The organism is Pleurocapsa sp. PCC 7327, assembly GCF_000317025.1.
Lineage (GTDB): Bacteria > Cyanobacteriota > Cyanobacteriia > Cyanobacteriales > Microcystaceae > Hydrococcus.
In genome coordinates this window covers 265,852-280,898 of the sequence record NC_019689.1, presented here as the reverse complement: position 1 = coordinate 280,898, position 15,047 = coordinate 265,852, and the positions used below count along the sequence as shown (strand labels likewise).

The window sequence follows — 15,047 nt, the reverse complement described above, 5'->3', positions numbered from 1 at the left end:
GGAGTTTCCATTATCCAATCATTTTCGCAACGCAACCAAAACAAGGAGCAAGCAACTATGTCTCAAACTAAGCCAACTATTTTGGTAACTGGGGGAGCGGGATATATCGGCTCTCATGCCGTGCAGTCCTTACAAGCTGCGGGATACGAGGTCGTTATCCTCGACAACCTGATCTACGGACATCGAGACCTCGTAGACAACGTTTTGGGAGCCAAACTGATTGTCGGCGACATTGGCGATCGCGCTTTACTCGATCGTCTGTTTAGTACTCACTCGATCGCTGCGGTCATGCATTTTGCTGCCTATGCCTACGTCGGCGAGTCAGTCTCTTCTCCAGCCAAGTATTACCGCAACAACGTTGTCGGCACCCTGACCCTACTAGAAGCTATGGTAGCAGCCTCCGTCAAAAAAATTGTCTTCTCTTCTACCTGCGCCACCTATGGCATACCTAAGTCGGTTCCGATTCCTGAAGATCATCCCCAACATCCCATCAATCCCTATGGAATCAGCAAACTGACAGTGGAGCACATATTAGCCGATTTTAACCGGGCTTACGGCTTACAGTCAGTTATCTTTCGCTATTTTAATGCGGCTGGGGCAGACCCGACAGGACGGCTGGGTGAAGACCATACCCCCGAAACTCACCTGATTCCCCTCGTGTTGCAGGCAGCATTGGGCAAACGAGAATCGATTTCTATTTTTGGCACCGATTATCCAACCTCAGATGGAACCTGCATTCGAGATTATATCCACGTTGTTGATTTGGCTCAAGCTCACGTATTGGGATTAGAGCATTTGCTCGACGGAGGCGATCGTGAAACCTTCAACCTGGGCAATGGCAGCGGCTTCTCGGTCAGAGAAGTCATTGAGACAGCCAAACAGGTAACCGGACGACCCATCAAGGCGATCGAATGTCCTCGCCGTCCTGGAGATCCGCCCGTTCTCGTTGGCAGCAGCGACAAAGCTCGAAAAATCTTGGGCTGGCAGCCTCAATATCCAGATCTCAAAGACATGATACTTCATGCTTGGAATTGGCACCTACAACGCCACGGACAGGAACGAGACTTCATACCAATTCGCAATTTGCAATTGACAATTCGCAATTAACATCGCTGCTCGGAGGAACTTCACTCACTCCCGCGTGCAATTCGCAATTAGTCAGCGGATTCTATATATAAGGCTATCGCTACTAACGGGAAGGTAAATAAATATTCAATCAAGGTGACTCGATCGCACCAAGAAATCTTCTTGGAACCCAAATATCGAGTTCTATAAGACGGACTTTAGCCTCTTAGACAGAGAATTTATTCTCTAGCTACTTAGATCGAATTTTTTTGAGTTTATCGCATCTATTATCTATCAATTATTGGAATAATAGTTGATAAATAATAGTGTTTTTTATTAGCTCTAAAAAGAACAAAAATTTACTAATTAAGCTCTTCTTTTTTTAATTGAAAATTCTTGGCAACTGGTTAAAAGTCAGTTAAGATAGTAGCTATCTCTCCATAGTTATATCGGTTTAAAAAATGTTGGCGACAGATAGATCTCTAAAACGCCCATTAGAAGTATCTTTCAAAATTCAAAACCGCCGCGCAAAACTTTGTTCGAGCAGCGCAAAATCCTTTCATCCAAAATGGTATTATTCATACCTACCATAAACAGGTAAAGTTTAGAGTATATTTATGGAAGTTGATGGATTATTAAGTAGTATTTTCGATACTTTAGTTCATACTGGTACGGCTTATTTCCGATATACAATTCTTAGTTTTCTACTTTTTTGGGTGATACTCGAACAGCGACTTGCGCATTTCCGTATTCAGCCCAGGCAAAGAACAAAAGCCAAAGTAATTTTTAGAGAAATTGGATATAGTTTCTCGACTTTAGTAGTTATTGGCACAATTGGTTGGATTTTAGACCGATTAGTTTTTCATAGTCGCTATGGTCTGTTTTATGACAATGCTTATACCAATATCAGCGATTATGGTTGGGGATACTTTGTCTTGAGCGTGTTTTTGATGTTAGTTTTTGAGGATACTTATTTCTACTGGGCGCATCGTTTTCTACACCATCCCAAACTTTTTCATTGCGTTCATAAAATTCATCATTACAGTGTCGATCCCAATCCTTTTACGACCTATTCTTTTCATCCTTTGGAAGCTGCCATCTTATTTTTAGGTCAGATGATAACTCTGTCTATTATTCCCGTACATGATTTGGCTGTAGGTATTTGGGCGCTGTTAACATTGCTCAATGGGATCGTAATTCATCTGGGTTATGAAATTTATCCTCGATGGTTTACCAAATCTTGGTTGACTAATTGGAAAACTCCCTGCACTCACCACAATATGCACCATGAGAGATTTAATGGGAATTATGCCTTGATTTTTACTTGGTGGGATAAGTTAATGGGAACAGAATTTTCGGATTATCAAGCTAACTTAGAAGCCGTGCAGCAAAGAAAACTTGTTCCTAAATAACTAAATAGATTGAATAAAAAATTTTGCACGGAGCGACAAACAAATGCCAATCATATTTTTAAAAACTAAATCCAAAATAAACCAAACAAAGGAATCAAAAAAATGTCACATATTAAACGTTATAAATATCTGAATATTGTAGAGAAATATATGACAGAAGGAATCCAAAAAGGATATTGTTATTTATCTGTAGAAGATGACGAATTGAATGGCAGGACGATAAAAATCCACGGACAGGATTTGATTAACTTTGGTTCTGGTAGTTATCTGGGATTGGAAACTGACAGACGCTTGATTGATGGTGCGATCGAAGGTGCCTTAAGATATGGCACTCAATTTTCTTCTTCTCGTGCTTATGTAGCTAGCGGTCAACATTCTGAACTGGAAGCTTTGTTGGCTCAAATTTTTAATGTTTCTGCCGACTGCGTAATTGTTCTGCCTTCTACAACACTTGCACATATGTCAGTAATTCCTGTAACGATTGAGAGTAAGGATGTTATCGTCCTCGATCGCCACGTTCATAATACTGTGCGCATGGCTGTAAACTTACTAAAATCCTTGGAAAATGGTGTCGAAGCGATCGAAATTCCCCATAATCGTCTGGATATTCTAGAACAGAAAATTAAAGAACTGCGAAATAGGGCTTCTCGTATTTGGTACATGATTGACAGCATATATTCCATGCATGGCGATATAGGGCCATTAAAGACTTTAGAAGATATGCTGAACGATTACGAACGGTTATATGTGTATGTAGATGATGCTCATGGCATGAGTTGGAAGGGAATATCTGGGCGTGGATATATGCTAGATACGATTAAATTACATAGCAAGATGGTAATTGCTACGTCTCTAAATAAATCGTTTGGTGCGGCGGGAGGCGCATTAGTGTTTCCAGAAAAGAAATGGAGTCAACGGGTTAGAACCTGTGGAGAACCACTTATATTTACAGGACCCATGCAGCCTCCCTTACTGGGAGCATGTATTGCATCCGCGAAGGTTCATTTATCGGATGAGATAAGAACGCTTCAATCCGATTTACTGACGAGAATTAAATATTGTAACGAGCTATTGAAAAAATATAACGTGCCTATCGAAGAATTAATAGCTCCTATCTTTTTTGTTAGGGTTGGGAAACGCGATAAAACTAGGTTTTTGGCAGAAAATTTACGAAGAGATGGTTACTACTTCAATGTTGCTACTTTCCCCGCCGTTCCACCAGAAAGAACTGGCATCCGTTTTACTGTTACTGTGCATCATAGCTTAGATGATATTCAAAACTTAATCGAGGCAATTGCTAGTTATTTGAAAGAATTCGATCGTTAAAAATCACTGCCAACAAATAAATAAACTAATGTTTTGAAATAATTGTCTGATTTATTAATAGCCAGCAGCGAGCAAACTATAGGAGATCTAGGAGCCAAAATTTAACGGTAAAAGAGAAAAGATAAAGGAGGCAAATGAAAAATAATAACCCTACATTGAGCATTGGATTGCCAGTATACAATGGCGCACGATTTATCGCCGAGGCTTTGGATTCAATTTTGGCGCAGACGTTTGAAGATTTCGAGCTAATTATCTCAGACAATGCCTCAACCGACGCAACTGAAGAGATTTGCCTGGACTACGTAGCCAAAGACTCCCGCATCCGCTACTACCGCAGCGAAAAGAATCTCGGTGCGGCATGGAACTTCAATCGCGTTTTTGAATTGTCATCGAGCAAATACTTTAAGTGGGCTGCCCATGATGACGTACTGGCTCCCGATTTTCTGCTCAAGTGCGTTGAGATACTCGAACAGAACCCTAACGTGGTCTTGTGCCACTCCTACACAAAAATCATTGACAAAGATGGGCAAGTTTTGCAAAATTACCACGCCAATCTCAACACCAATTCGCCGAATCCGCAGGAGCGTTTTCATTCGCTGCTCGGTCGGCATTTAAACATTCAAATTTTTGGGCTAATACGCACCAGTGCTCTCAAAATGAGACCACTGATGGGCAATTACTCCTATGCAGATGAAATTCTGTTATTAAAACTTGCTCTGCTCGGTTGCTTTTATGAAATCCCCGAATACCTATTTTCTTACAGAAAACACGCCCAACAATCAATGAGTCAGTTTACTCCCGATTTATTGATTTATGCGAGTGGAAACTCCAAACAACCAACTGATAGGCTTCCCGATCATCATGCCTACACCGTCTGGTTCGATCCAGCCAATGAGGGACAGATATTATTTCCACATTGGCGAATAGCGCACGAGTGTTTGAGTTCTGTCTGGGAGGCTCCACTGAGTTGGTACGAGCGAATCTGTTGCTATCTAAGCGTGCTCGATCGATGGCGAGGGTTAGAATTTCTGCTACTCAAAGATTCGCTCGAAGCGCTTAAGCAGCTTGGGTACTATAGCTCTAAGATATTTGCCCTTCAAGAACAATGCTCCATAGGTACAGAAGAAAAGACCTGAATAGATAAAGGTTTGAGAGGATTATAAAATGATTCGCTTGCGGCATAATCCCGTTGTCGCTCTAATCTTTTTTATTACCTTTATAGGGCTAGACTTCTAAATATTTCCTGTAGAAAAAATTATAGGTCTTAAATCTTTTTTGTCAGTCTCATAACCAACCCATAACCAACCAATTGACTCAAACGATCGAAGCTCCAGCAGCATACGATTTCAGCGATTTGACTTTTCCTTTACGCGAGTCAGCGGTAAAGTAGTAACCAATCCGAATCTTAAGTCTCGAAAAAACCAAATTATTAAATTAAGAGGACTTAAATAAGATGGATGAAGAATTAAACTTACTTGTCTCATTATTCACGCCTGTCAGCGACTTAGCTTTCGCAGAACCCGATGAGAGGTTGGAAGCAACTTTCGGTCGCCGTGGCAACGATACCATATATGCCTTTTCGCGCAACTCAACTCCTCCATCCCAAAATATAGATTTACTTTTCGGAGACCTATTTGACAACTCTCCAGCAGAGTTTGAAATTATTATTAATATCCAGAATACCGGGCAAGGGGGGAATCCCTTTCTCATTTTAGAAAGGAATATTCCCTCAGTAGGACGAGACAGACACATTCTCGGAGATAGCACCGGAGCTTACTATTTAGGCGACCCGAATACCCTAACTACTACGAATCTGTTCGGAACTAATGAGTTCGCATTCATATACGATTTCGATCCCTCTCAGGACAGGATACAGCTAAACGGCTCTGCGCAAGATTATGTCTTGTTAGAACTGGAAGGATTGCAGATCGAGGGAATCCAACAACCATTTGCTGGCGAGGCGATCTTTTCGCTCAGACAGGGAGTGCCCGACCTCGTCGGCTTCGTACTCTCAAAACCTGAAGTCGATTTAAGTCTGACAGCAAACTATTTTCAGTACGTGGGCAACCAACCGCCCAAAAAACCAGCGCAAAGGAGAGCCGAGCAATTAGGGGGTCCTGGCGTCGATCTTGGGCTCGATACGGCTACCGATCCTGCGGGCAATGTCTACGTCACCGGAACGACCACTGGGACTATTCAAAGTGGAACCAGTCCCGTGGGTGCATCGGATTTCTGGGTAGCCAAGTACGACAGAAATGGTAACCAGACATTCATTCGACAGTTCGGAACTTCCGAGAGTGAAGCGGTCTTGGATGTCGCTACGGACAGTGCCGGAAACATCTATCTGGCGGGATCGACACAGGGCAATCTGTTTGGTCCGCTGCAATCGTCTCAGGATGCTTGGATAGCCAAGTACGATCCCAATGGCAATCTGTTGTGGGGTCGGCAGTTTGGCGCTAATCTAACTAGCGGTTTTGCGAATGGTGCAAATGCCCTCGATGTAGACGCACAGGGAAATGTCACTGCGGTGGGATTGGGAATCAAAAACAACGACCGACAAGACATCTTACAATTTGCCGTTCAGGATGATACTTGGGTGGCTAGATTCGATACCAATGGCAACCAGCAGTGGTTTAACCCAGCGGTTAGAGCGCCAGGAGCGACTTTTCCTTTTGACATATCTCCCTTTTTTGACGAAGCCTATGACGTTGCCGCCGATGCGAATGGCAATGCCTACGTGGTAGGGTGGACTCAGGGTTTAGTTCGAGAAGCAGATCCCTCTCGAAATCTGTCAAAGTACGATGTTTTTTTGGCGAAGCTCGATCCCAACGGTCAGGTGCAGTGGCTTCAACAATTGGGAAGTCAAGATCAAGGTCTTGAATTTCCTTGGGGAGTTGACGTTGACAGCCAAGGCAATGTCTACGCGACTGGATGGACGACAGGCAATTTTCAGGCGGGTAGCCAAGCCAATCCTGCTTACGATATCTGGCTTGCCAGATTTAACCCAGCAGATGGCACTCCGACGTGGATCCGACAGTTTGGCACTCCAGGCGATGATGGCTCCTATTTAGCTGACATGGACATTAGCGCACAAGATGCTATCTATATATCCGGATATACGAACGATAGGATTAGCGGACGCGGCAGAAATAGAGGGGAAAATGATGCCTGGGTGGCGAGGTTCGACACGGCAGGCAACAACCAGTGGATTCAACAGTTCGGAAGCGCAGGAACCGACTACGCGACAGGTGTTAGTGTAGACAACAGTACCGGAAGAGTAAATGTGACTGGTTTTACCGATGGTCCTTTGGGGAGAACCAATACTGAAGCGGTAGATGCCTGGTTCGTTCAGCTTGACGCTAGGCGAGGAAGATTGCAAAGGGTGACTGGCTCTGCAAGGGAGAGAATCGCTGGCGACGAGTCGGGTACAGCGCCCATCCAGGCTCCCCAGATCGCTCCTAGCGAGCAACTTCCCGCTGGCGACAATCGCATTAATCCCAGTGAAGGGGTTCCCGGCGGTGGTACGGTAGATCCACGGCGAGTTGAAGCTGGGCTTGTCAGCCTCTTCGATGCCAGTGCGACCAACAGTGTCTCTGGAGTTTTAGGTAATGCGGTTAGAGATGATTTTGCTAACTTCCTCAATCCCAGCGGCACTCCGGCTCCAGCTCCTACTCCCGCTCCAGCCGATGCTGTAGTAGCGTAGTTACGTAGTTACTTGGGTTGAGTGCATGACACGGATTTTACTGGTAGACGACCAGGCTCTCCTGTGCGAAGTGTTGCAAACTTGGCTGGAGGCTGAGGAAGATTTTCAAGTCGTGGGACGCGCTGACAACGGAGAAACTGCGATCGCGCAGGTAGAAAAGCTAGAACCCGATATTGTTCTCATGGATATCGAGATGCCAAAAATGAATGGCATCACGGCAACGCAGATTATCTCTGAGCGCTTTCCCCGTACCAAAGTTCTCGTCCTCAGCGCTTTCGAGGATGAAGCGTATTTAGTTCAGTCCCTGCAAGCAGGGGCACAGGGCTATTTACTTAAAAATACTCAGGCAGCAGAGTTAGCCCATACCATTCGTTTTGTCGATCGCGGACATAACCAGATCGATCCGAGGCTGCTCAAAAAAATTGTCACCCAAGTACCGATTGCAACAGAAGTAGCGGCGCGATCGCTCCCAGAGTCAGCGTTACTGCACCAACCCCAAAAATCAGCTCCAGAAATGTTGTTGGAAGTTGAGGGGCGCGACGTTCGGGGCGGTACGGCGGTTGAATTGTTAAATCCTCCATCGTATCAAGAATTCATTCCAGAACCAACGTCCCCTCTTCCAAACAGCAAGCGAGAAAGCTCCGATAACCACCATACACTCAACCAGAGAAAAAACATTTGGGAGGCTTTTAGAGTTGAAAAATTAACTAAAAACCAGAAAATTAACGCATTTGCCTTATTGGGATGCGTGGCTATCCTATTGATGCTAGGTTCTTCAATTTTTCCGAGAAATCGCGAGGCTCGCGCTCCGGAACCCAAGCAACCTCGTTCGAGCAGCATACTCCCCGTTAAAGCGATCGCTGTCGAGCCAGTCAATTCCTATCGAGAATCGCGCTTTTATACGGGCACGGTTACAGCTCGCCGTACTAGCGAACTGGGATTCGAGCTGTCGGGGCAGCTAACTCGCATCGTCGTCGATGAAGGATCTCACGTCAAGGCTGGAACCCCTCTGGCTTATCTAGATTCTCAACGGTTAGAAACCTCCCGTCGCGAATTACTTGCCCGGCGTGCCCAAGCTGTCGCTCAGCTCAAAGAAATGCAAGCGGGTTCCCGCCCCGAAATCATTGCTGCCGCACGGGCATTGGTGCGGGATTTGAGCCAACAACTAGAACTTGCCCGCCAAAAAAGTCAGCGGCGAGAAATGCTTTACACAGAAGGAGCGATTTCCCGCGAGCAACGCGACGAGGCGCTTAACGAGCAAGCCGTCCTGCAAGCCCGCCGAGAGCGAGCGCAAAGCCAGCTAGATGAGTTGTTGGCTGGGACGCGCCCCGAACGGATTGAAGCCCAACAATCTCTAATCCAACAATATGATGCCATCATTGCCAGAATTCAACTTCAGTTGCAAAAAAACATTCTCAAAGCTCCTTTTAGTGCTACAGTCTCTCGCCGACTGGCGGACGAAGGAACCGTCGTCTCTGCCGGACAGGCAGTGCTGCGCTTAGTAGAAAATAAAGCGCCAGAAGTCCGCATCGGCGTTCCCGCAACCGTCGCCGCCCGAATTTCCCCAGGCAGCCACCAACAGCTACAAATCGGACAAAAAAACTATCAGGCAAAAGTCTCGTCAATTTTACCGGAACTTGACGCTAGTACTCGGACTTTAACGGTAGTTCTGACTTTAGATGAATCGATAGGAACAGAAGTTTCGCCGGGACAAATAGCTAGACTAAAGTTAGACGAGATCGTTCGCGACTCTGGATACTGGCTGCCCATCACCGCCTTAGTCAAAGGGACGCGCGGATTGTGGTCTTGCTACGTCTTGAGCGAACCAGTCAAATCGGAAGACGGGAATGCATTTCTCGTCGAACAAAGAGATGTGGAAGTCTTACATACAGAAAGCGATCGCGTCCTGGTGCGCGGCACTCTCCAAAGTGGCGATCGCGTTATTCTCAGCGGCACCCATCGCCTCGTCCCCGGACAGTTGGTGCGCTCCTTGCCTTAGCCAATTATGTTTTCTTTACAAACAGCCTTCCAGTCTTCTCAGATGAGTTGTGAGAATTTATAGTGATATCTAGCCCCTGCTTTAATAAAGATTTATTTAATAATCGTGAAAAAAATCACCGTTCTAGGCTCAACTGGATCTATTGGCACTCAAACCCTAGATATTGCGGCGCAATACCCCAACCAATTTCAGATCGTGGGGTTAGCCGCTGGCAGCAACATCGAGATGCTCTCGGAGCAAATTCGACAATTTCGACCGGAAATCGTTGCAGTTCGCGATAAAACTAAATTTTCTGCTCTCAAAAATGCTGTTGCTTCACTGGACTACTCTCCCATTCTCTTGGCAGGAGAAGAGGGAGTTGTCGAGGTTGCCCGTTATGGCGACTCAGAAAGCGTAGTGACGGGAATTGTCGGCTGTGCTGGATTGTTACCGACTATCGCCGCTATTGAAGCTGGAAAAGATATCGCGCTTGCCAATAAAGAAACTCTGATTGCTGGAGGTCCGGTAGTACTGCCTTTGGTAGAAAAATACGGCATTAAGTTACTTCCAGCCGATTCAGAACATTCTGCGATTTTTCAATGCCTGGAAGGGGTTCCCAAAGGGGGGTTGCGACGCATTATTTTGACAGCTTCTGGCGGAGCGTTTCGGGATTATCCCGTGGAAAAATTAGCCTCGGTGACAGTACAAGATGCCCTCAAACATCCAAATTGGTCAATGGGAAAGAAAATTACCATAGACTCTGCTACCTTGATGAATAAGGGGCTTGAAGTCATAGAAGCTCATTTCCTGTTTGGGATCGATTATGATAATATCGATATCGTTATTCATCCCCAAAGCATTGTCCACTCGCTGATCGAGTTGCAAGACACGTCGGTCTTGGCACAGTTGGGCTGGCCCGATATGCGCCTGCCTCTACTGTACGCCCTTTCTTGGCCCGATCGCATTTATACTGATTGGGAAACCCTAGATTTAGTCAAAGCTGGCAGTTTAACCTTCCGAGAACCCGACCATCAGAAATATCCTTGCATGCAGTTGGCGTATGCGGCTGGCAAGGCAGGAGGAGCGATGCCTGCGGTACTCAACGCGGCAAACGAGCAAGCAGTAGCTTTGTTTTTAGAGAAGAAAATTAAATTTTTGGAGATTCCTCGGACGATCGAAGCCGTCTGCGATCGCTTTAGCACCCACAATAAGGCAACGCCAACGTTAGAAGATATTCTAGAAGCCGATCGCTGGGCAAGGCAAGAAGTTTTGGCACTGACTAAATCGGCGATCGATTACCAGTTACCCGTTACCAATTAACAGTTGAAATTGTTACCAATTATCAATCTCGCAGTTGTCACTAGACCGCCTCTTGTGCCACGATCTAGAGTACTGACGCATAGATTTCCCTAATCGAACCTTTCCCCCGAGTGAAACAATCCGAGCCTCAATTTCCCCCCACTAAGCCACTAGGTCTAGTATTGCGAAGAGCCGCACTCATTTCGACTGCCCAGATAGAAGTTGCGCTGCGCGATCGCCTAGAATATGAAGAGCTGCGAATTGGGGAAATTCTAGCGTTGCGCGGATGGATTAAAGCACAGACAGCTGACTTCTTTGCCGACTACTGGAGCGCGTTAGTGACGCAAAAATGGCAGCATCCGATCGGGTACTATTTTAGAAAAGCTGCCTTGTTGGATGAAGATCGGGTTAATGCCATTGTTGTCGAGCAAAAGCGGAGATATCCTCGACTGCGATTTGGCGAGCTAGCCGTAGAAAAACAGTGGCTAAAGGCAAAAACTGTCGATTTTTTCTTGCAAGCTCAAAAGTGTCATAGCGACACTCCCGCTTTAATCGATATAATTAACCGCGTCCTCAACTCCGGTCAAATTAATAGCTTGCAAGAAGATCGATTTCTAGCAGCGATGTTGCAAAATGTTTCCCTCAGTCCTTCCGAGCAAGCTGGCATCCAAGAAATCTTTAAGCGCATTCAGACAGGACAATTGCGAGTGGTTAAATAAATTTTTCAAAAGGGAAAAGTACATTCTCAGGCAGAATGTATTTAAGAGGACATCTAAAAAGTTCATTTTGTCATTTTCAGTGCAGGAGAACGTAACCAAGAATCTATGTTTGGAGTTGGTATGCTAGATGGATTTTCGAGTCAGTAGAATACAGGATTTTTTTCCTTTTCCCTTTTCCCCCAATCGATAAATTTTGTCTCTCATCTAACTGAAAAGTGCTATGAGATGTTTCGCTTCGCGATCGCGACGCTCAACGTGACATTCTATACTTTTTAGACAACCTGTAAGATACGAAAAAAGAGTTACAACCGATAACTAATAATATGTCTACTCTACATGGAAGTTGGATTGTCAAACCAGCGAATAGCTATTTTTTCCTTTGGGGTGAAACCTGGAGAAAGTTAGACAGCGATTCTAATTCCGAGTCAGTTACCCTACATCCATTTAATCTAAACCAACAAGAATTACTGTCTTTTTTGTACTCTCAGAATCTTCTGCAAAATCTAAAAATCGATTCTCTATCCGAGGGTAAATGGCAATCGGAAATTATTACTTTACCCAGTCAAAATCAAACTAGAAAAAAACGAATCATTCCAATTTTATCCGAGCAATTTTCTACTCAAACCATAGAAAAGAAATCTCTAGTTTTGCAGAATTGGGAAGTTAAGGGATTTCGACTCAATGCGTCTGAAACTATTCAAATTTTAAAATCGCTACCGTTAGGTTCTTTACAAGCAGAAAATTCATATTTAGGAGGAGATTTACGCTTTTGGACTCATATCTATCGCTGGAGTTTAGATTTATTAGCTAGAGGAAAATTTTTGCCAGGTATTTCTCGACAAGAATCCGAACAATTTTATGGTCGATGGTACCCTTTACTCGACAGCAGCGTCGATCGCTCGCGTTTTGCAAAATTTATTCAACTCATGCCGGTTGCTTGTTATGCTTATACTTCCGATCCCCAAAGCGAGCGAGAAGAATTAATAAATGCCTCAAAAGAACAGGAATTATTATTGGGATTTTTAAGAGAAATACTAGACGCTCAATTGCGTGCTTGGTTAACCCCTATCTCTAATTTACCTAAAGCCCCACTCGTTCAACCTTGGTTAAAAGGATTAACTCAAGTTTCGGCTAATTTTACCACAACAGAAAAAGAAGTAAAACGGGTAGCAACTGCCCTATATAATTGGAGCTTACCCGTTCAAGAGTATTTAGCCACACCTAGTAACCAACAATTAGGTCAAGATCGATTTCACGTTTGCTTTTATCTACAACCACCAACACAAGATTATAATAATGGAAAAGAATTGATTTGGCACTTGAAATATTATTTACAAGCCTTAGACGATCCAGACTTTTTAATTGACGCACAAACCATTTGGCAAAATCCTGTCGATCGCTTAAATTTTGAAGGTCGAACGATCGAACAGCCACAAGAAACGTTACTCAAAGGATTAGGATTAGCCTCTCGTCTTTATTCACCTATTGAAGATAGTTTACAAGAAAAACAACCCAGACAATGCGAATTAAATTCGATTCAAGTTTATGAATTTATTAAATCGATCGCTTGGCAATTACAGGATAGCGGACTGGGCGTAAAATTACCACCTGGATTAGCTTCAGGAGCGGAAGAAAAACGATTGGGAATAAAACTTCACGCAGAAGTCACTCCTAAAAAAGGAGAACGTCTCAACTTAAAAAGTTTACTCAAATATGACTTAAAAATTGCGATTGGCGATCGCGCAATTTCTAAACAAGAATTCGAGCAATTATTAGCTCAAAAATCGCCGTTAGTAAAAGTTCATGGAGAATGGATTGCTCTACAACCCGCCGATGTTCGCGCCGCACAAGCAATTTTAACGCAATCTAACGAACCGATTAATTTAACGGTTGAAGATGCATTGCGCCTTAGTAGTGGAGAAACAAAAATTCTAGCAAAACTTCCAATTGTTAATTTTGAAGTTTCCGGCGCTTTAAAAGAATTAATTGATAATTTTACTAATAAGCAAGCGATCGAACCGATAGAAAAACCAGAAGGGTTTAGAGGAGAATTGCGACCCTATCAAGCGAGGGGCGTGGGTTGGTTAGCTTTCTTAGAAAAATGGGGTTTGGGTGCTTGTTTGGCAGACGATATGGGATTAGGAAAAACGCCTCAGCTACTTGCTTTTGTCTTGAATTTAAAAGAACAAGATTTATTAGCAAAACCGATACTTGTTGTTTGTCCAACTTCTGTACTCAACAACTGGGAAAGAGAAGTTAAAAAATTTTCTCCCACACTATCGACATTAATTCATCATGGCGATAAACGCAGTAAAGGAAAAACCTTTGTTAGGGAAGTTAAGAATAAAAATTTAGTCATTACTAGCTATCCTTTGATCTATCGAGATGCGGCAACTTTTGAAGCAGTAGAATGGCAAGGAGTAGTTCTCGATGAAGCACAGAATATTAAAAATCCACAGGCAAAACAGTCCCAAACAGTACGTAAATTGAAATCAGGATTTCGCGTTGCTTTGACAGGAACTCCCGTAGAAAATCATTTATTAGAATTGTGGTCGATTTTAGATTTTCTCAATCCAGGATTTTTAGGAACGCAACAATTTTTCCAACGACGGTTTGCTATTCCGATTGAAAGATATAGCGATAGAGAGTCTTTACAAACATTGCGATCGCTTGTTCGTCCTTTTATCCTTCGTCGCCTGAAAACTGACAAAGAAATCATTCAAGATTTGCCAGAAAAACAGGAGATGAACGTCTTTTGTGGGTTATCAGTAGAACAGGCAGAACTATATCAAAGATTAGTAGAAGAATCGCTTTCTGACATTGAAGAATCTACAGGGATTCAACGGCGAGGACTAATTCTTACTTTACTGGTTAAACTAAAGCAAATCTGCAATCATCCTGCCCACTTTTTAAAGGAAAAAAGTATTAAAACGAGCAAACGTTCGGGGAAATTATTACGACTAGAGGAGATGTTAGAAGAGTTATTAGAAGAAGGCGATCGCGCTCTAATCTTTACTCAGTTTTCTGAGTGGGGCAAACTTCTCCAACCTTACTTAGAAAATAAATTAAGACGCGAAGTTTTATTCTTATATGGTGGAACTCGCAGTCAACAAAGACAGGAAATGATAGACCGTTTCCAAAACGATCCTAATGGACCTCCTATTTTTATCTTATCCCTTAAAGCAGGCGGTACTGGGTTAAATTTAACCAGAGCAAATCACGTGTTTCATGTCGATCGCTGGTGGAATCCCGCCGTAGAAAATCAGGCCACCGATCGCGCTTTTCGCATCGGACAAAAACGAAACGTTCAAGTTCATAAATTTATCAGTACTGGAACGCTAGAAGAACGAATTAATGACATAATTGAAAGTAAGAAACAGTTAGCAGAATTAACTGTCGATACTGGCGAACAATGGCTAACAGAATTAGATACCGAACAATTACGCAATTTACTGTTGTTAGATCGCAATGCCGTGATTGACGAAGAAAATAGTTGAAAGAATTCTTCTTTTCTCCTTCCCAAAATCAAAGCATGAAGCCTAATA

At 43.7% G+C, this 15,047-nt stretch carries 9 protein-coding genes; all 9 read left to right on the top strand.

Translation table 11 applies throughout. From position 1 onward, the window contains the following. Positions 1-57 precede the first annotated feature (57 nt). The gene (galE, locus tag PLE7327_RS01195) at positions 58-1,107 is read left to right on the top strand and encodes a UDP-glucose 4-epimerase GalE (RefSeq protein ID WP_015142029.1); all 1,050 of its coding nucleotides are present in this window, start codon (positions 58-60) and stop codon (positions 1,105-1,107) included. A gap of 575 nt (positions 1,108-1,682) precedes the next feature. Then, positions 1,683-2,477: a sterol desaturase family protein gene (locus PLE7327_RS01190; protein ID WP_015142028.1), complete on the top strand. Its 795-nt coding sequence runs from the start codon at positions 1,683-1,685 to the stop codon at positions 2,475-2,477. Positions 2,478-2,579: 102 nt separating this feature from the next. Continuing rightward, positions 2,580-3,803: an aminotransferase class I/II-fold pyridoxal phosphate-dependent enzyme gene (locus tag PLE7327_RS01185; protein ID WP_015142027.1), complete on the top strand. Its 1,224-nt coding sequence runs from the start codon at positions 2,580-2,582 to the stop codon at positions 3,801-3,803. Positions 3,804-3,937: 134 nt separating this feature from the next. Continuing rightward, positions 3,938-4,939 (top strand): glycosyltransferase, encoded by a 1,002-nt coding sequence (locus tag PLE7327_RS01180; protein WP_015142026.1) that lies wholly within the window; start codon positions 3,938-3,940, stop codon positions 4,937-4,939. 317 nt (positions 4,940-5,256) lie between these two features. After that, positions 5,257-7,506 carry an SBBP repeat-containing protein gene (locus tag PLE7327_RS01175; protein ID WP_015142025.1) on the top strand — a complete coding sequence of 750 codons (2,250 nt, stop codon included), beginning with the start codon at positions 5,257-5,259 and terminating at the stop codon, positions 7,504-7,506. A 25-nt stretch (positions 7,507-7,531) separates the two neighbouring features. Further along, the gene (locus tag PLE7327_RS24180; RefSeq protein WP_015142024.1) at positions 7,532-9,505 is read left to right on the top strand and encodes an efflux RND transporter periplasmic adaptor subunit; all 1,974 of its coding nucleotides are present in this window, start codon (positions 7,532-7,534) and stop codon (positions 9,503-9,505) included. 105 nt (positions 9,506-9,610) lie between these two features. Next, complete coding sequence (gene dxr, locus PLE7327_RS01165; protein ID WP_015142023.1) at positions 9,611-10,804, top strand: 1-deoxy-D-xylulose-5-phosphate reductoisomerase; 1,194 nt, start codon at positions 9,611-9,613, stop codon at positions 10,802-10,804. A 110-nt stretch (positions 10,805-10,914) separates the two neighbouring features. Next, positions 10,915-11,502, top strand: a complete 588-nt coding sequence (locus tag PLE7327_RS01160; RefSeq protein ID WP_015142022.1) for a hypothetical protein — start codon at positions 10,915-10,917, stop codon at positions 11,500-11,502. A 323-nt stretch (positions 11,503-11,825) separates the two neighbouring features. Further along, positions 11,826-14,999, top strand: a complete 3,174-nt coding sequence (locus PLE7327_RS01155) for a DEAD/DEAH box helicase (protein WP_015142021.1) — start codon at positions 11,826-11,828, stop codon at positions 14,997-14,999. Positions 15,000-15,047 lie beyond the last annotated feature (48 nt).